The following is a 17,682-nucleotide window of genomic DNA, read 5'->3' on the forward strand; positions in this document are numbered from 1 at the left end:
GTGAAACAGAGCCTCAGGACACCGTCCTGGCGTCGTCAATCAGGCCAAGGTGGATAAGGCTTTGCGCCGAGGAGACGATGGCATCCTCGCGAGAACGCGGCGACCAACCGAGCAGCCTCTCGGCTTTCTGGCTCGTGGAATTCATGCTTCGCCCCACCAGGGTTGCCACGCCTTTCAGGGCCGGGTTTCGCCGGGCGGCGAGGCGTACCATCCAGTTGGGCATCTGCCACATCGGTACCTTGCGCGCCGCCGCACCCAGGCGCTTGCGCAACACCTTCGCAATATCGATTAGCCACAGGCTGTCGCCTGAGGTCGCCAGGAAACGCTCGCCATTCGCGGCTGGATTCGTCATTGCCAGTACGTGCAGGTCGGCCAGATCCCGCACATCGACCATGCCGCAATTCACCTTGGGACACGTGCGCTGGCCCTTCAGCATGTTTGTGATCAGCCGCACAGAGTGCGAGTAGTCAGCGCCCAGCACAGGACCAAGCACGGCGGTGGGGTTGATCACCGACAACTCCAGTCCGTTTCCTTCACGCGCAATGAAATCCCACGCAGCACGCTCCGAAAGCGTCTTCGACTTCTGGTAAGGCCAGATATCGGCCGCCTCCAGGTTGCTCCAGTCGGTTTCATTGAAGGGACGGGTCATTGAAGGATGGCCCGCACAGATCGCACCGAAGGCAGAAGTGAGCACCACGCGTTTCACGCCAGCATCGCGGGCTGCACGAAGCACCCGCAGGTTGCCGTCCACCGCAGGCCTGACCCAGTCTTCCTCGCGCACCTGGTTGCCCGATGGCGTGGGCGACGCACCGTGCATCACATAGGCACAGCCAGCCACGGCCTCGGCCCAGCCATGATCGTCACCCAGATCGGCGATGACGAAGGACAGCCGATCTCCAGGCTCGGCCCCTCCCGACTTCAGATGTCGACGTACCTCCATCTCCCTGCCCGGCGTACGGATCGTGGTGCGCACGCGATAACCCTCGCGCAACAGGGCCAGGATGCAATACTGGGCGATAAACCCCGTGCCCCCGGTGACGAGTACCAGCTTGTCGTTCATGTCGATATCCCGATTAACCTGGTACATAGGTTAGGCAGGAGCATCCGGACTTTGAATAATTGAAAGTGCGGATTACTTTCGCGATAGTACGGCCATGAGCAGCGACCCTTTTTCCGACATCCTGAAGCTCACCAGTGCCCAATCGCTGGTCACGGGAGGCTTCACGGCCGGTGGCCCTTGGTCCCTGCAGTTTCCCGCCCCGGACAAGATCAAGTTCTTCGCCGTGGTCAAAGGAGCCTGCTGGGTCCGCATCGACGGCGAACCGGCACCCGTTCTTTTCAACACCGGCGATGTCGGCCTGCTGTCCGCCAAACGGACCTTCGTGCTTTCCAGCGATTCCGACCTGCCGCCCGTCGATGCGATGAGCGTGTTTTCAGGAGCCGGCAAATCGAGGGTGACGATAGGCGACGGCGCCGACTTCGCCCATATCGGCGGCCACGTACTGCTCGACCCGGCAAGCTCGCAGCTGTTGGCCGATGTACTGCCACCCTGGATCCACGAGCCGGCCGCATCCCCGCAGGCCACAGCCTTCCGCTGGCTGCTCGACCAGCTTGTCCAGGAGCGCGCCAGCGATCAGCCCGGCACGCAGCTGGCCTCGGCACAGCTGGCGCAGCTGCTCTTTATCCAGATCCTTCGCGCGCACCTGCAAACCGCCGCACCGATGCCGGCCGGATGGTTGCGTGCGCTGGGCGATCCCCGCATTGCCCCCGCGTTACGGATGATGCACGGCGAGCCGGCACGCGCATGGCAGCTCGACGAACTGGCCAGCGCGTGCGCGATGTCGCGCACAACCTTTGCCCTGCATTTCCGTACGAATGTGGGCGTGACGCCACTGGCCTATCTTACGGAATGGCGCATGCGCCTGGCGGAAAGGGCCCTGCGCGAGGGCAAGAGCCAGATTGCCGTGCTGGCCCAGTCGCTGGGCTATGCGTCGGAAAGCGCTTTCAGCAGTGCGTTCAAGCGCGTTACGGGAAGCTCGCCCAGGGCGTACCGGCTGGCCACGACTGCGACTGACTGATTCACATGCGCCTGCCATCTGCACAAGTTTGTGCAGATGGCAGAATGATGCGCGGAACGCTTCAGTCGTCCGTCACCAGCCTGAACTCACGCAATAACGCGCCGATCTGCGTCTTGTCCAGCTTGTTCATCAGCAGGTTGCGCAAGAACGCAGGCCCCGGAATATCAAGCTCCTTGCCATCGCGCAAGCGACCCGTGGCTGCCAGCAGGGTGCGTACGTCGTACGTGGAATTGAATACCTCAGGTACGCCGCGCTCCACATTCAACAGCGTATAGACCGACTCCATCCCCGTGCGCACCGAATACTCGGTGGTGAAGATGCAATCGCGCTGCTTCGACTCGGCGAACTGGCCGATGAAGGCGAAATTGACGGCTCCCTCGGGCACCACGTCGGGACGATCGCCCGCCTGGCGCGGCATGAAGAAAGCGGTGACGTAAGGCATCATCACCGGGACTGTCCTGGCACCCGTCGCAGCTAGTTCGTCGATCTGTTCCACCGGCACGCCGAGGTGGTAGAGCCATTCGCGGGTGATTTCTTCGCCCGTGCATTCCTGCATCGGCTTCTTCACGTAATTGCCCGGCCTGTCCACGAACAGCGAGTAGACCCAGACCACGATCTGGTCCTTAGGCTGGTTCCTGAAATGCGGCTGGCGGTTCACCGTCCAGCTAAGCAGCCAGCTGGAATCCTTCACGCTGACGATGCCGCCCGTGACGACCTTGCCACTGAAAGGATCGCGCCTGGCAATAGACTGGATGTACTGCGGGATGCGTGCATCCAGCGTCGTGACCGTGGCGGATTCCCATTTTGTCTCGGGAATATGTGAGCCGAATACATCCGGCCTGCCGAAGGCGGGGTCATGGTCGGCAATGCGACGCCACAGATCCCATGCCGGTGCCGGGCCTTCGTTAAGCTTTGCCGGCGTGGCGTGGTCGCCGTTGTCGGAATTCTCGGTGAGCGAGCCGATGGTCATGAACAGCAGATCATCCGGACCGAGGTCGACACCGCCCTGTGCCCCGTCGCGCAACCAATGGATGCGCGTGGCCTGCTTGCGGCCGGTCTGGATGTCGAAGTCCACGTCGATGACTTCCGTGCTGTACTGGAACGTCACGCCATGGTCCTGGAGATACTTCACCAGCGGCTGGACCAGCGATTCGTACTGGTTGTACTTCGTGAACTTCAGGGCGGAAAAATCCGGAAGACCGCCGATGTGATGGATGAAGCGATGCAGGTAAAGCTTCATCTCCAGCGCCGAATGCCATTCCTCGAAGGCAAACATGGTGCGCCAGTACAGCCAGAAGTTGCTGGCGAGAAAATCGCTGCCCAGCACCTCGTTGATCCGCTTGTTTTCCATATCCTCGCGCGTGGCGAGGAACAGCTTGATGATGTCCTTCTGCGCCTGCTCGGTCAGCGTGAACAAACCATCGGTGTGCGCATCCTGGCCCTGCCGGACGGTCGCCCGCTGCAAGGAATAATTCGGGTCATCCTTGTTGAGCCAGTAGAACTCGTCCAGCACGCTGGCACCTTCCACGTCCAGGGAAGGAATCGAGCGATAAAGATCCCACAGGCATTCGAAGTGATCTTCCATCTCACGGCCACCGCGGATGACAAAACCCTTCTCCGGCACGTCCAGGCCATCGAGCGCACCACCCGGCAGGTGCTGCTGCTCCAGGATGGTGATGCGTTCGCCCTGCATATGCCCGTCGCGGATGAGGAAGGCCGCGCCGGCCAGCGATGCCAGGCCCGAGCCCACGAACCAGGCGGTCTTGTTGTCCACGCCCTCGGGTTTGCGCGGACGTGCAAAGGCTTCGTAATTACCGCTGCTGTAATACATGCGTCGTTCCTTGTCCTGGAAGAGTCAGTGCGGGGAGCTGACGCCAGCGGGAATGCGGCAGGAAGTGCCTTGCCGCCAGGGAATCCCCCTCTGGCATACCAGGTCCATCCTACCGATTTGAGACGCCATGGATATGGCAGAAGCGGTAAAACCTGATCGCCGGCAATTTTTCCGGTACCCAGATGGGTGATCGAAAGCCGTGGCCGCGCCAGGGTGGCGCGGCCGGCTTTCGATCGCCAGATGCAGGAGCAGCATTACCCGGCCGGCGGAATGATCGGCAGCAGGATGTAGGGCTCCCGGCCTTCCTCGAAATACAGCACGTTCTTTCCGCCGAAGATCTCCGCCGGACGATCCTTCGGCTCGGCATGAAGGAACGGACCCGCGCCCGTCATCGTGTAGATTTCGTCCGGGCCCCGCGCATCGCCCAGGCCATGCTCGTAATCCTTGCCGCGCACGTTCAGTTCGAGGCGATAGCCGGCCGGCACCACGATGCAGGTCGGCAGGACTTCGATCATCAATTCCACGGGCTCGCCGGGCACCAGGGGCTGCACCTCGTCATGCGTATGGTAGGGGCGATAAGGCAGGCTGCGCTGTGGATCGAGCTTGCGATGTGAGGCGCGCAGCCAGCCCAGGGCGATACACATGCGCGGATCGTTGGCGCCGATGAACAGCACTTCCTTGCCTTGCGGATCGTACAGGCGCAAGGCAAGGAAGATATCCGCATCCGTCGTGTCCGATGACACGAACAGGCGTACGGCGATGGGGCCTGTGATCTCCACCTCGTGATTCGACACCGGCAGCGAGAAGATCAATCCATCGCCCATGGTGTCGTAGCCCACCGGGGCGGATGGCTCCGGTGTGAGCGACAGGCTGCGGGTTTCAGGATCGAGGTAGTAGCGTGTCCACTGTGTGCGCGCCAGCGGCCATTCCTGCTCTGCGCGGGTCATGAAATGCTCGCCCGGACGACGCACGGCCAGTTGCACCGGTGGCTGGCGATCCCAGCCTGTGTCCTCGCCCTTAAGGAAGTGACCGAAGAAGCGCTTCTGCAACTCCACACCCGAGTTACGGTAGAACGGGGCGAAGTGGGTGTTTCCATGCACTTCGAGCCACTTCTGGCTGGAGCCGGCGGCGAGATAGCCTTCGAAATTGCCACGCAGGTGACAGCCCATGCCACCCCAGTTGGCGGCAGAGAGCAGCGGGACCTGGATCTTCGAATGATCCGCCGTGCGCTCTCGGTAATAAGGTCCATCAAGCGGTCGTTGCAGCTCTTCGTCGTAGCAATAGACGATGTTCCCGGCCAGCACTTCGGGCGAAAGGGTCTCAGGTCCGGTCACGAGTTCGCCATTGAGGCGGCTTCTCGCGCCACGCTCGCCCAGGCCATGCTGCTGCGAAGCCACCTGGCCCTTGAACCATACCTGGTCGAACTGGCTCAGGATGCCGCCGTGCCGGGACCAGTCGCGATACCAGTCGGTGGCGCCTTCCCATACGCAGATGGCGGCCAGGTGGGGCGGCTGCATCGCAGCGACCAGCCACTGGTTGATGGCGTAATAGGAAATGCCGTTGATGCCGATCTTGCCGTTGCTCCACGGCTGGTCGGCTGCCCACTCGATGCAGTCGTAGAAGTCCTTGATCTCGCGCTTCGACATCAGCTCGATCTTGCCGGGGCTGCGACCGGAACCACGACCATCGATGCGCACGCAGGCGAAGCCATCGGGTACCCACTTTTCGGGGTCCACCAGCTCCCACACCTGGAACGAGGAGGTTGTGCCTTCGACGATTTCGGGGAAGGACTCGATCATGCGCTCCCAGCTGCCCTTGTAGCCATCCTGGAACGCCAGGCCCTTGCCGTACGGGCCCGAGGTGATGATCACCGGATAGTGGCCCTCGGCCTCCGGCAGGAAGATGTCGGCGCGCAGCACCACGCCATCGTCCATCGGGATGGGGGCATCCCAGATCACCCGCATGCCGTGCGTGGTTTCGGTCCGGCCCATATCGCGTGCTTGGTCCATGGCGTTCTCCTCGATCAATTGACGTTTGGTTACCCGCACCGCCATTCAAACGCCGGAACTGTTATCTTTCAAATACATAATTAAGATACTCAGTATCTCAACATGAGATAGGACGGCTGCCATGGACCTTCGCCAGATCCGTTACTTCGTCGCCGTGGCGGAACGCGGGGGCTTCAGCTCCGCAGCCAGTGCGCTGAACATCGCGCAATCGGCGCTGAGCCGGCATGTGAAAGACCTGGAGGATGAACTGGGTGGCGCACTGCTGGAACGTACCGCCCGCGGCGTGGTTCCCACCGAGTCCGGCAAGCTGCTGCTGGAGCGCGGCCGCTGGCTTCTGGGCATGCTGGACGACATCAAGGAAGAGGTGCGCACGGACAACCGCGAGCCCACCGGCACCGTTCGGCTGGGCGCCCCCGCCAGCCTCGCCGAGCTTTTCTACGCGCCGCTGGTGAAAATGTTCTCCGAGCGCTTTCCCCGTGTACGACTGGAACTGAGCGAAGGCCTGACGGAGGTCATGAGCGACCGGCTGATCCGTGGCGATATCGACCTCGCCATCGTGACCTCGCCACAGCCCAACAAGCATCTGGTCTACGACACACTGGTCACCGAGCAGGTCTTCGTATTCGGGCCACCAGGCGATCCGTTGCTTGCACGTGGCAAGCTCACGCGCAAGGAGTTCGGTAACCTGCCGCGTGCCGTCGTACCTTTCGGCCGCCATCTTTTCGGGCCGGGCGTGCCGTCTTCCGTGAAGGTGGAGAGCAGCACGCCGCTGAAGCAGATTGCGGCCATGGGGCTGGGTTACGGCACATTGCCATTCTCAGGCATTCATCACGAGGTACGCGAAGGGAAGCTATCCGCCGCTGCGCTGCCGTGGATACGTTCGGATCGCGTGCTTGCAATGGCGAGAGGCCGCCATATGACCCGGGCCACGAGAGAAGCCACGGGCGTGCTGAAAGAGCTATGCCAAGATCTCATACAGGCAGGCAAGATCCTCCCCACGCCCTGACACCCCCTGTAGGAGCGCGCCTGCGCGCGACCGGTCATGCAGAAAGGCATCGCATACCCGGGCGGCCCGTATTTCTGAAAGCTGTCGCGCGCGAGGCGCGCTCCTACAAGGCTGCGTTGTCCTTTAAGGGTTTACATCGGAGCGCTCATCATCTCGTGCACCCGCATGACCGCCCGCACGAAGGCCTCGGGAACCTCCTGCGGCACGTTATGACCCGCCTCGACGACATGGTGCTCATACGCTCCTGCAAACAACGACGCATGCCCCGCCGTCCCGCCCGGCTTGAGCGGATCCTTCCTGCCATCGAGCGTCACCGAAGGCACCGTGATGACGGGCTTCTTCGCCAACCGGTCTTCCAGCGCCTGTAATGCCGGCTCTCCCTTTACCAGCCCGAACATATGGCGATAGGAATGAATCACCACGTCCACGAAATCCGGGTTGTCGAAGGCGATCGCCGTCCGCTCGAACATCGACGGGTCGAATCGCCATCCAGGAGACCACTCCTGCCAGAGCAGGAGGCACAACTCACGCCGATGCGCCGTCAGGCATTCACGGCCGCGTTCGGTCTGGAAAAGATGCTGATACCAGCACACACGTTCCAGCGATGGCACAGACGCATGACGCTGCGCGGCCACATCGATGATGTCGTACCCGGCATACGACACCAGCCCGCCGACCTTCTCAGGCCACAGCGCGGCAGCCACGCAGGACGCATTGCCACCCCAGTCGAAGCCTGCAAGGATCGGGCGCCCCATGCCCAGGGCGTCAACCAGTTCGACGATGTCGAGGCCACGCACCGCCTGCTGCCCGTTACGCATGGCTGCATCGGATGTAAAACGTGTCGGGCCAAAACCGCGCGTATAAGGCAGCACGACACGGGCGCCCGCGGAGGCCAGCGCCGGAGCGACATCGTCGAAGGCGTGCACGTCATAGGGAAAACCATGCGAGAGCACTACAGGCCAGCCATCGGAGGGCCCTTGCTCCAGATACGCGATTCTCAGCGTGCTGGTTTCCGCGTGGCGGATGGCATGCGCATTCATGCCTTCACCCTCGAAACCTGGGCAATGAAGGCCCGGAAATCCGCCAGCATCCGTTCCGGTTGCTCCCAGGCGGCGAAGTGGCCGCCTTCAGGCATATCCGTCCAGTGCACGACGTTATAGGTCTTTTCCGCGAACGAGCGCGGCGGCGGTATGAATACCGGGTCTGGAAACGCGGCCACGCCCGTGGGCACCGCGACATGCGTACCTGCCGGAAAGATCCCCGATCCTTCCAGGCGCTTACCGTGATACATCCAGGTAGCCGTCACCATCGAGGATGGCCCCAGGTACAGCATGATGTGGTTGAGCAGTTCTTCTTCGGAATACTTGCTCCAGATATCGGGGCTGCCATCCGCCGTCTTCGGCAGGTCGGACCATTTGCCAAACTTTTCGAGTATCCAGCCGGCCGCCCCTACGGGACTGTCGGCCAGGGCAACGCCCAGCGTCTGCGGGCGTGTTTCCTGCTCGTGGTTGTAACCACTCTCCCAGTCCGTGAGCTTGTCGCGCCGGGCCACGAAGTCCTTTTCCTCGGGCGTGACGGGCCGCGCATCGCTGGCATGGAGGTTCACCATGTTCATATGAATGCCCAGCACGGCATCGGGCCGGTCATGCGCCGCCCAGGCCGCGATGCCGTGCCCCCAGTCGCCGCCCTGGATGATGTAGCGCGATGAACCGAACAGCTGCGTCATCAGCCCATGCATGAGCGCGGCAGCCCGGCGCGGCCCGGTGACGCCGGCAATAGGCCGGGAAAACGCAAAGCCCGGCAACGAAGGAATGATGACGTCGTGACCATCCGCCGCCAGCGGCCCCCACAGGCGCTCGAATTCAAGATACGAACCCGGCCAGCCGTGAAGCAGCAGCAGAGGTGGTTTCGATCCGTCACCCTTCACGTGAACGAAATGGAGATGGTTACCGTCGATGTCGGCGATGAAGTTAGGGTGCTGGTTAAGACGGGCCTCGACTTCACGCCAGTCGTACGTATGCAGCCAGTAAGTGACCAGGCGTTTCAGGTCGTTGATACCGACACCGGCCTCCCAGCCACCGGCATCCGGAAGCTGGCGCCAGTCATACGTACTGACTTTCGCCTTGATGGCGGCGAGGCGATCATCGGCAACATGAATCGTATACGGTGAAATCATGACGTCCTCCGGGGAATGCCGCGCCGTTACAGCGCAGGCATGGAAAACTTCCCGGCAGACTAGACGTCAACCTGATCACTGGATGTGAACCCCGCGCCGCATATCGAACCACATGCTTTACACAGGATGCCTTGCGCTCGCTGCAAGCCTCCCAGCCAGGCTTACGCGCAAACTGCTATGGCTATCTTCCCTTGAAGCCCATTATTCGGCGTTTCCAGGAGCGCATGCGCAAGTGGAATATCTGCCAGCGAGTAGACGGCCCCCACATGCGGCCGCAACTGGCCCCGCATCACCAGGGCGCTCAATTCATCGAGCTTGCCGCGGTTCTGCCGGGTAAAGACGAAGTGATAGCTCGCGTTCTTGCCCCACGCATGGATAAGGTTCTGCGGCTTCGCAATGTCCACGATCGATACCACGCGCCCCAGTTGGGCAAGCGCATCCGGGCTGTGCGACAAGGTGCTGCCACCGATGGTGTCGAACACCACATCGACGCCATGGCCATCCGTTTCACGCAGGATGGCTTCGACGTAATCCTGCTTCTCATAGTCGATGACCCCATCGGCGCCCATCCGTTTCACGAATTCCGCATTGGCTTCCCGCACGGTCGTGAAGACCCTGGCACCGATGGCCTTCGCCAGCTGTATGGCCACATGACCAACGCCTCCGGCACCACCATGGACGAGAATGCTTTCACCCACGCGCAATCCGGCACGCACGACAAGGGCCTCCCATGCCGTGCCGCCCACCAGGCTCAGGCTGGCGGCCTCCAGATGGCTCAATGCGGCGGGTTTCTTCCCCACGATACCTTCGGCAGCCACGTGATACTCCGCGTAGCTTCCCTGCCCTTCGAATATCTGCGGCGTGTACCAGACCTCGTCTCCCGGGGAAAACGCCGTCACGCCGGGGCCGATGTCTTCAACCACGCCGGATACGTCATGCCCGGTAATCGCCGGCAAGGGCACGAGGTCTGGATAGTCGCCACGGCGCACCTGGTAATCCAGCGGATTGATGGAGGTGGCATGTACGCGCACCAGAATCTCGCCCGCCTGCGGCATGGGCCGGGCGACGTCGCAAAGCTCGAATGAATCCGGCCCGCCAAAGGATGTCAGTACCAGCGCCTGCATGGTGTTTCCTCGTTTCGTTAAAAAGGGATATCGGGAATTATCGATATATAGGAGCAGAACGAAACTACAGTTCCTTGCCGATGATCCGGGCAAGTGCACTGATGGTGGCTTCGTTCCGCTTGTAGTACGTCCACTGACCGATGCGCCTGACTTCAACCAGCCCCGCCCGTTGCAACGTGGCAAGGTAATCGGACACCGTCGATTGCGAGAGCCCCACGCCCTCCTGGATGCTGCTGACGCAGACACCCACGGTATGAACGTCACCTTCGTCCTGAGGTGGGAAGTTCTTCGCTGGATCCTTCAGCCCCTTCAGGATGTCGAGGCGGGTCCGGTTTGAGAGGGCTTTGAATATCTCGAGCAGTTCCATGGCGCGATAATATCGGGATTTACCGATATGTCAATGCGCGTCCTCCGCGCGAGCGTATTAAGGCAAGTAGGCGCCGCTCACGCGGGGCGCTTTCATAACCGTCAAATAGTCGTACATTTCGCTTTCAGGGTATGAAGCGAGAGGGTTTTCCCGAATGCACGATCCGAGCATGTCCGGTCGCAGGGGCTTTCTGAAAGCCTCCGTCATGGGCGCAGTGACGTCGCTGCTGCCGCCAGGCGCAGTGGGTGCAACAGTGGCCCCGAAGGCCGCCGCGACCTTTCCACCAGCACCTCTCGCTCCCCAGCCCTTCCAGCTGCTACCGGCAGGATCGATTCGCCCTTCGGGCTGGTTGCGCCGTCAGCTGGAAATCCAGGCGGCGGGCCTCGGCGGTCGGGTGGATGAAACATGGCCGGATCTCGGTCCCAATAGCGGCTGGCTGGGTGGCACCGGGGAATCGTGGGAACGCGGACCGTACTACCTCGATGGCCTGCTACCCCTTGCATGGCAGCTCGACTCGCCCACCTTGAAGGCGAAAGCGCAGCGCTTCGTCGACTGGACGCTGGACCATCCCTGGGCCAACGGCATGTTCGGCCCGAAGAGCAATGACGACTGGTGGCCGCGCATGGTCATGCTCAAGGCATTGACGCAGTACCAGGAATTGACCGGCGATGCGCGCGTCATACCGTTCATGACCCGCTATTTTCACTACCAGCTCGAAGCCCTGCCTGAGCGCCCGTTGCGCGACTGGGGCCGGATGCGCTGGCAGGATGAAGTGGCCTGCCTTCTCTGGCTTTACACGCGCACGCAGGACCCGAAGCTGCTGGACCTTGCCGCGCTACTGAAAAAACAGGGCTACGACTGGCAAGGCATGTTCGCCGTGTTTCCCTTCCGGGAAAAAACCGATGCGAAGACGGTAGAAGCCAAGGGCGGCAAGAACGCCTTCATGGAAGACGACGGTTTGCAGGTGCATGGCGTGAATATCGCCCAGGCACTTAAGGCCTCTCCCGTCTGGTCGCTGATATCGCGCGATGCAAATGATCGTGCCGCCATACATCACCAGCTTGCCCAGCTCGACCAGTACCACGGTCTGGCCAATGGCATGTATTCCGCCGACGAGCATCTGGCCGGCCGCAATCCATCGCAAGGCGTCGAGTTGTGTACGGTGGTGGAAGCCATGTATTCGCTGGAAGTGGCGCTGGCGATTACCGGTGATGCGGCACTGGGCGACCGCATCGAACGCATCGCCTACAACGCCTTGCCGGGCGCATTCACCGACGACATGTGGGCGCACCAGTACGACCAGCAACCCAACCAGGTGGAATGCAGCCTGCATCGCAGGCCATGGACCACCAATGGCCCCGAGGCCAACCTGTTCGGCCTCGATCCTCATTTCGGCTGCTGCACGGCGAACTTCCACCAGGGCTGGCCGAAGCTGACGGCGAGCCTGTGGATGGCCTGCGCCGATGGAGGCCTTGCCGCCACGGTATACGCACCCTGCTGCGTCAACGCGGTGGCTCGCGGCGTACCCGTGCAGATCGAGCAGGAAACCGATTACCCCTTCCGCGACGACATCGCGATAACCCTCAAGCCCGACTCGCCAGTGGAGTTTCCCATTCGCCTGCGCATACCTGCATGGTGTCGTTCGCCGTCGATACGCATCAACGGAGAATCCGTGCAGGTGAGTCTACGGGAGGGTTTCGTCACCATCGAGCGTCGGTGGTCCACGGGGGACACGATCCGACTCTCCTTTCCCGCCGATGTGATCGCGGAAAAGGGATACAACGATTCGATCAGTTTCACGCGGGGCGCCCTGGTGTTTTCCTTGCCCGTGGGTGAGGCCTGGGTCAAGTGGCGCAAACGCGGGCTCACCAACGACTGGCAGGTGTATCCCACTTCGGCCTGGAATTACGCCGTGGCGACTGACGCCACCGCGCAACACCATGACGTCGGCAAGCGCCCTTTTGCAGGCGCCACACCCGCCGTGACACTTCAGGTGAAGGGGCGACTGGCCTCATGGAAGGCGGAAGAAGGCGCCGCCGAACCCGTGCCCGCCACGCCAGCGATGGAAGACGAACCGGTCACCACCTTGCGACTGGTGCCTTATGCCGGCGCCAAGCTTCGCATCACGTCGTTTCCCGTCATGCCAGCCTGAAGCAATCTAACGAACGAGCGCCCTCCCCGGCGCTCGTTCGCCAGTGATCTCAGTGCCTGCTTCCTTCAGCTGTCGTGCCGAATTCATACACGATGGTGTGGCTGTACTGCTGACCCGGTGCCAGTCGTGCGGAACCGAAAGACGGATGGTTCGGCGTATCCGGATGGAGCTGCGGTTCCAGTACGAAGGCATCACCCTGGCGATACATATGGCCTCCCGTGCCGACGCTGGTCGCATCGAGGAAGTTGCCCGAGTAGAACTGCAAGCCGGGCATGGTTGATTTCAAGGTCATGGTGCGGCCCGACACCGGATCTTCCACCTTCGCTACCAAACGCGGCTCCCTGGCGATGTCCTTCGCGATGACAAAATCGTGATCGTAGCCGCGACCATTGAGAAGCTGCTGCTCGGACTCACGCACGTTCTGGCCGATCGGCTTGCCCTTGCGGAAATCGAACGGGGTACCCGCCACGGGCTTGATGTCACCCAGCGGAATCGCCGTGGCGTCCACCGGTATGTACTGATCGGCCGGGATCGTCAGCCGCTGGTCCATGACCGAACCACTGCCCTCGCCCGCCAGGTTCCAGTAAGCATGGTTGGTGAGGTTGACGATGGTCGGCTTGTCGGTGGTGGCGCCGTAGACAAGGGTCAGTCGGTTGTGCGCGTCCAGCGTGTACGTAGCAGTGGCCGTGAGCTTGCCCGGATAGCCCATGTCGCCATCGGGGCTGACGTAGGTGAACGTGACGCTGGCACTGTCCGCACTGCTCTTCACGTCACCCATCGTCCACAGCACCTTGTCGAAACCCTTGGTACCACCGTGAAGCGAGTTGGGGCCGTTATTGACCGGCAAGGTGTAGTCATGGCCGTCTAGCGTGAAGTGACCCTTGGCGATGCGGTTGGCATAACGACCCACCGTGGCGCCAAAATACTGCGGGTTTTTCACGTAATCATCGAACCTGGCGTAACCAAGCAGGATATTGGCGGCATGACCCTGCCGGTCGGGTGTGATGACTTCCTGCAAGCCCGCGCCATAGGCCATGACGCGGATCTTCACGCCATGGCCGCTGTCGAGCGCCACGGCATCCACCCTGGTTCCATCGGGCAGCGTGCCGAAGCTTTCACGCTTTGCTTCGGCCGCGTGCGTCGAGGCGGTTATCGCCATCGCCGCGCATAAGGCACCAACCAGCACTATACGTTGCACGTCCGGCACTCCTTCCATAGCCCTTATCGGGATGCCGCATGCAAGCATATTGTATGATTAATGCGCAAGTATCTTTTTATGCGGCACTTTTCGTTGCGCGTCGCAGCATGGCGACGGATGGGCCCTTCCCCATCACCAGCCATGCCGTGATTGCTGCGCATGGCCATCATGGAAGAAACCGCCGGTAGGCCCCATGGGGCTGAGTGTCGCCAGCTCCACGGCGGCAACCGCTGCATCTTCCACACGGCGATAGCCGCTGTGCCCGTTGAGGTCGGTTGCTGCGTAACCGGGATTGATGGCATTGACCTTGATGCCTTCGTCAAGCAGCTCTTTGGCGAGCTTCACGGTCAGCATGTTCAATGCGCTCTTGGATGCGCTGTAGCCAGGATAACCCACGGTCCAGATAAGGCCGCTCATGTCGGCCGTCTCACTGATGGAGCCGAGCGAACTGCTGACCATGACGATGCGTGCGCCCTCCGCTCGACGCAGCAACGGCAGGAAGGCCTGGGTGACTCGCATCGGCCCCAGCGTGTTCACGTCGAACATGAGGCGCATGTCGTCAATGGATTCTTCACTGGCCCGCGTTGTCGTCCCAATGCTGATGCCTGCATTGTTCACAAGCGCGTCCAGGGCAGTGACCTCGCTCTCAAGTCGCGTACGGGCGGCTGCCACGCTCTGGGCGTCCGCTACGTCGAGCGTGATGGCATGCGCATCGAGGCCGGCGCTACGCAGTTCGGCGGCAGCTTTCTCGCCGCGCCCTGCATCACGGCATCCCAGCCAGACGGAATAGCCGCGTTCACCCAGCTGGCGTGCGATGGCGAAGCCAATGCCCTTGTTGGCGCCAGTGATGAGGGCAACAGGTTTACTCGACATGAAAGCATCCTTTGACGTGTGGTGGCGATGGTCTATTTTTCGCCCGCGAACGCCGGACGAGCATCCCTCATCACGCCAGAGACTTGCCTGATCCTGCCAATTTGATTAGCTTCGAGATCGGCTGGCATACATCACCCGGTAAGGAGACGCCCCTTTGCTCGCCCATCTGATCGCGATAGCGAACCGTCATAGAGCAGGTCTCCGCGTGCAGACCGCCGTGCCCCGGCTGGTCATCTGGTCGGCCGAAGCGCCGACCGAGCCGATTCCGGCGTTGTTCGAGCCGACGTTCTACATAATGCTTCAAGGCAGAAAACGACTCACCTTCGCCGGAAAGACATCCGACTTCTGCGCAGGCTCATGCTGCATCGCCTCGGTCGGGCTGCCGTTTCTTTCCCAGGTGACCGACGCGACGCCGGAGGCACCCTATATCGGCGTCAACGTGATGCTCGACGCGGGCGTGATTGCCAGCCTGATGATGGACATGCCTGATCGAAGCGACGAGCCAGTGGGTGCCATCTCGACGGGCAAGGCGGAAGAAAGCATCCTGGAACCCCTGGGCCGCCTGCTCGGCCTGCTGGATACGCCCGCCGACATCCCGGTGCTGGCACCCCAGTTCGAACGGGAGCTTTTCTATCGCCTGTTGCAGGGCCCCATGGGCCCGAGGCTCCGCCAGATGGGCCATAACGGCGCGCGCTTCAGCCAGATCAAGATCGCGGCGGACTGGATCTGCGAGCATGCCGACCAGCCCATGAGCGTGACAAAGCTCGCCGAATCGATTGGCATGAGCGTCACCTCGTTTCATCGACACTTCAAGGCCATTACCGGGCATTCGCCGCTGGCCTATCAGCGGTATATCCGCCTGCTGGATGCGCGTGGCCGGCTCGCTTCAGGGGCAGGCAACGTGACTTCCGTGGCCTTTGCGACCGGCTATGCCAGTGCTTCCCAGTTCAGTCGTGAGTACAAGAAGGCGTTTGGCGTTCCACCGGTGGTGGATGCGGCGTTGCTACGGCAGTGATGTGATCGAAGACTCCGGCATCGCGAACGATCGCGATGCCGGAGTCTTCAGATGTACCGATGATCGTAAAAGGGGCTGGACGACAACCCCCTTTTTTCGCGATCAGTGCTGAAGTGCGCCCACATCCAGGCTACCATCCTGCGACAGGCGTGATGCTCCCGACTGATCCTGCGGACCTTCGAGCACCAGTCCCTTATTGAGACCGTAGGCCACGGCACGCGAATTCGCTGAAATACGCAGCGGGTATTTTCCCGTGTTGACGAAGAGCGGATCAGCCATCAAACCGCGGACAGCCCCACTCTTGTTCTGGAAGTCTTCCAGCGAGCGAGAGTTCACGTTATGCCACTTCCACGTCGCCTTCGACGTGCCACCCGTGGTGAAGTAAACATTGTTCTCGAACCGGGCCGGCGTCGGGCCATTCGGATCGATGCTGTTGAGGAACAGCCCCTGCTTGTTCGCATAGAAGATATTGTTCGCCACCAGGTTGTCCTCGGCGTGGAACTGGATCTGGAATTCTCCCGAGCCTGACATCGACGTATCGTTGTTGACGAAAGTGTTGTTGATCACGGACGAATAGGTGGTGCCCCCCGCCTTGAGCTTATAGCCACCGATCGACATGCCCGTCACGATGTTGTCCCGCAGGACATTGTTCCGGGCAACGATGTTGCTGGTGATCTTCCCGTCACGCTCGCTCGCCAGCTCGATCCCGATATCCGACGTGCGGATGCTGTTGCGCTCGATCGTAATGAACGCCCCGCCGTCCACGTAGATGCCGCCGGCAGCCGGCTGGAAGTCGTAGGCCGGGTTCTTCGTGGAGGTGATGTCGTAAACCTCGTTATCGGCGATCCAGCCATTGCGTGCCTGGTCGTCGACCGGCGCGGTCTTTTCACGGCCGATGGCATCGATACCGATATTGTTGTTGCCATGAATGGTGTTATGCGTAACCTGCCAGTTGGTCACATTGCCGTTGACCGACAGCGATTCGCTGTAACCCAGCGTGAGGTCATGCAGTTTGTTGCCGTCGATGATCACGTTGCTGATGGGTTTGGCTGTCGTGCCATAGATCGCCAGGCCAAACGCGTTGCCGTCGGAGGTATCCAGCGTGGTCTTGATGTCGTGGATATCGTTGTCACGAATCTCGATATGGTCGCCGCTGCCTTCCATGTAGATACCAGCGGGAACATTGTCGGCCACGCCCGACTCAAGCCCCTTCAGCTCCAGGTTCTTGATCCGCACGTAACTCACGCTGCCCAGGGTGATGATTCCCTGGTTTCCCGATGCCTCAAGCCCACTGCCATCGAGAATCGCCTTCTGTCCGTCGGCGGAGGTGATCGTGATATATCCCGCCGAGGCTGAGCCTGAGGCTGACACGGTCACCAGCTCGTTATAGGTGCCTGCGGCCAGCTGGATGGTCGCGCCGGCAGACACATTGTCGACAGCATGCTGGACCGTCTGCCATGGCGTCGCGGCGCTGCCGTCAGCGCCATCGTCGCCATTCGGCGCGACATAGTAGGTTTTCCCTGCCGTCACCGGCGCAGCCACCGATGCCGAGGTGGCGTCCGACGACAAGGGATCGTCCTTCGATACCGCGGCGATGGACACCTGGACGCGCCCCGCTTCACCGGCCGGTGCCTGATACAGGCCATCGGCACTGATGGTACCCAGGCTGGGTGCGCCGCCCGGCACGCCATTCACCAGCCAGGTCACGTCACGCGTGGTCCCGCCCGTGACATTCGCGACGAACCGCTGCTGGCCATTGGCCGCAAGCGACGCGTCCCTGGGGGAAACCGTGACACTGACCCGGGCCATGGCGACATGACTGAAGGCCATGGCGAGTCCGGCGCACGCAAACA

14 protein-coding genes are annotated in these 17,682 nt (G+C 61.6%); 4 read left to right on the top strand and 10 right to left on the bottom strand.

The features are described 5' to 3' along the window. Positions 1 to 13: 13 nt before the first annotated feature. Positions 14 to 1,060 (bottom strand): SDR family oxidoreductase, encoded by a 1,047-nt coding sequence (locus tag HBF25_RS04440; protein WP_208392405.1) that lies wholly within the window; start codon positions 1,058 to 1,060, stop codon positions 14 to 16. A gap of 94 nt (positions 1,061 to 1,154) precedes the next feature. On the opposite strand from HBF25_RS04440, the gene HBF25_RS04445 reads away from it, so the two are divergent. After that, positions 1,155 to 2,078, top strand: coding sequence for an AraC family transcriptional regulator (locus tag HBF25_RS04445; protein ID WP_208392406.1), 924 nt, complete (start codon positions 1,155 to 1,157; stop codon positions 2,076 to 2,078). Positions 2,079 to 2,139: 61 nt separating this feature from the next. On the opposite strand, the gene HBF25_RS04450 is transcribed toward HBF25_RS04445, so the two are convergent. Both HBF25_RS04450 and HBF25_RS04455 read right to left on the bottom strand, forming a co-directional pair. Then, positions 2,140 to 3,909, bottom strand: a complete 1,770-nt coding sequence (locus tag HBF25_RS04450; protein WP_166946734.1) for an oleate hydratase — start codon at positions 3,907 to 3,909, stop codon at positions 2,140 to 2,142. A 254-nt stretch (positions 3,910 to 4,163) separates the two neighbouring features. Next, positions 4,164 to 5,918, bottom strand: a complete 1,755-nt coding sequence (locus HBF25_RS04455; RefSeq protein WP_208392407.1) for a CocE/NonD family hydrolase — start codon at positions 5,916 to 5,918, stop codon at positions 4,164 to 4,166. Positions 5,919 to 6,039: 121 nt separating this feature from the next. On the opposite strand from HBF25_RS04455, the gene HBF25_RS04460 reads away from it, so the two are divergent. Then, positions 6,040 to 6,924 carry a LysR family transcriptional regulator gene (locus tag HBF25_RS04460; protein WP_166946735.1) on the top strand — a complete coding sequence of 295 codons (885 nt, stop codon included), beginning with the start codon at positions 6,040 to 6,042 and terminating at the stop codon, positions 6,922 to 6,924. Positions 6,925 to 7,055: 131 nt separating this feature from the next. Here HBF25_RS04460 and HBF25_RS04465 read toward each other — a convergent pair whose 3' ends face one another. From HBF25_RS04465 to HBF25_RS04480, 4 genes are all read right to left on the bottom strand, one after another. Then, complete coding sequence (locus HBF25_RS04465) at positions 7,056 to 7,964, bottom strand: alpha/beta fold hydrolase (RefSeq protein WP_166946736.1); 909 nt, start codon at positions 7,962 to 7,964, stop codon at positions 7,056 to 7,058. Beyond that, positions 7,961 to 9,100, bottom strand: a complete 1,140-nt coding sequence (locus HBF25_RS04470) for an epoxide hydrolase family protein (protein ID WP_166946737.1) — start codon at positions 9,098 to 9,100, stop codon at positions 7,961 to 7,963. The genes HBF25_RS04465 and HBF25_RS04470 overlap by 4 nt, the downstream gene beginning before the upstream one ends. A 161-nt stretch (positions 9,101 to 9,261) precedes the next feature. Then, complete coding sequence (locus tag HBF25_RS04475) at positions 9,262 to 10,224, bottom strand: zinc-dependent alcohol dehydrogenase family protein (RefSeq protein WP_166946738.1); 963 nt, start codon at positions 10,222 to 10,224, stop codon at positions 9,262 to 9,264. 64 nt (positions 10,225 to 10,288) lie between these two features. Further along, complete coding sequence (locus HBF25_RS04480) at positions 10,289 to 10,591, bottom strand: ArsR/SmtB family transcription factor (protein WP_166946739.1); 303 nt, start codon at positions 10,589 to 10,591, stop codon at positions 10,289 to 10,291. A 169-nt stretch (positions 10,592 to 10,760) separates the two neighbouring features. On the opposite strand from HBF25_RS04480, the gene HBF25_RS04485 reads away from it, so the two are divergent. Beyond that, positions 10,761 to 12,743: a beta-L-arabinofuranosidase domain-containing protein gene (locus HBF25_RS04485; RefSeq protein WP_243853037.1), complete on the top strand. Its 1,983-nt coding sequence runs from the start codon at positions 10,761 to 10,763 to the stop codon at positions 12,741 to 12,743. Positions 12,744 to 12,792: 49 nt separating this feature from the next. Here HBF25_RS04485 and HBF25_RS04490 read toward each other — a convergent pair whose 3' ends face one another. Next, a complete protein-coding gene (locus tag HBF25_RS04490) occupies positions 12,793 to 13,941 on the bottom strand; it encodes an aldose epimerase family protein (protein ID WP_341778036.1) in 1,149 nt (382 codons plus the stop codon). Between the two features lie 132 nt (positions 13,942 to 14,073). Next, a complete protein-coding gene (locus HBF25_RS04495; protein ID WP_166946741.1) occupies positions 14,074 to 14,814 on the bottom strand; it encodes an SDR family oxidoreductase in 741 nt (246 codons plus the stop codon). Positions 14,815 to 15,019: 205 nt separating this feature from the next. Between HBF25_RS04495 and HBF25_RS04500 the strand changes: the two genes are divergently transcribed. Beyond that, complete coding sequence (locus HBF25_RS04500; RefSeq protein ID WP_208392409.1) at positions 15,020 to 15,829, top strand: AraC family transcriptional regulator; 810 nt, start codon at positions 15,020 to 15,022, stop codon at positions 15,827 to 15,829. A 102-nt stretch (positions 15,830 to 15,931) separates the two neighbouring features. Here the strand turns inward: HBF25_RS04500 and HBF25_RS04505 are convergent, their stop codons facing one another. Beyond that, positions 15,932 to 17,659, bottom strand: coding sequence for a right-handed parallel beta-helix repeat-containing protein (locus HBF25_RS04505; RefSeq protein WP_166946742.1), 1,728 nt, complete (start codon positions 17,657 to 17,659; stop codon positions 15,932 to 15,934). Positions 17,660 to 17,682 lie beyond the last annotated feature (23 nt).

It is taken from the genome of Luteibacter anthropi (assembly GCF_011759365.1).
GTDB classification, from domain to species: Bacteria; Pseudomonadota; Gammaproteobacteria; order Xanthomonadales; family Rhodanobacteraceae; genus Luteibacter; species Luteibacter anthropi.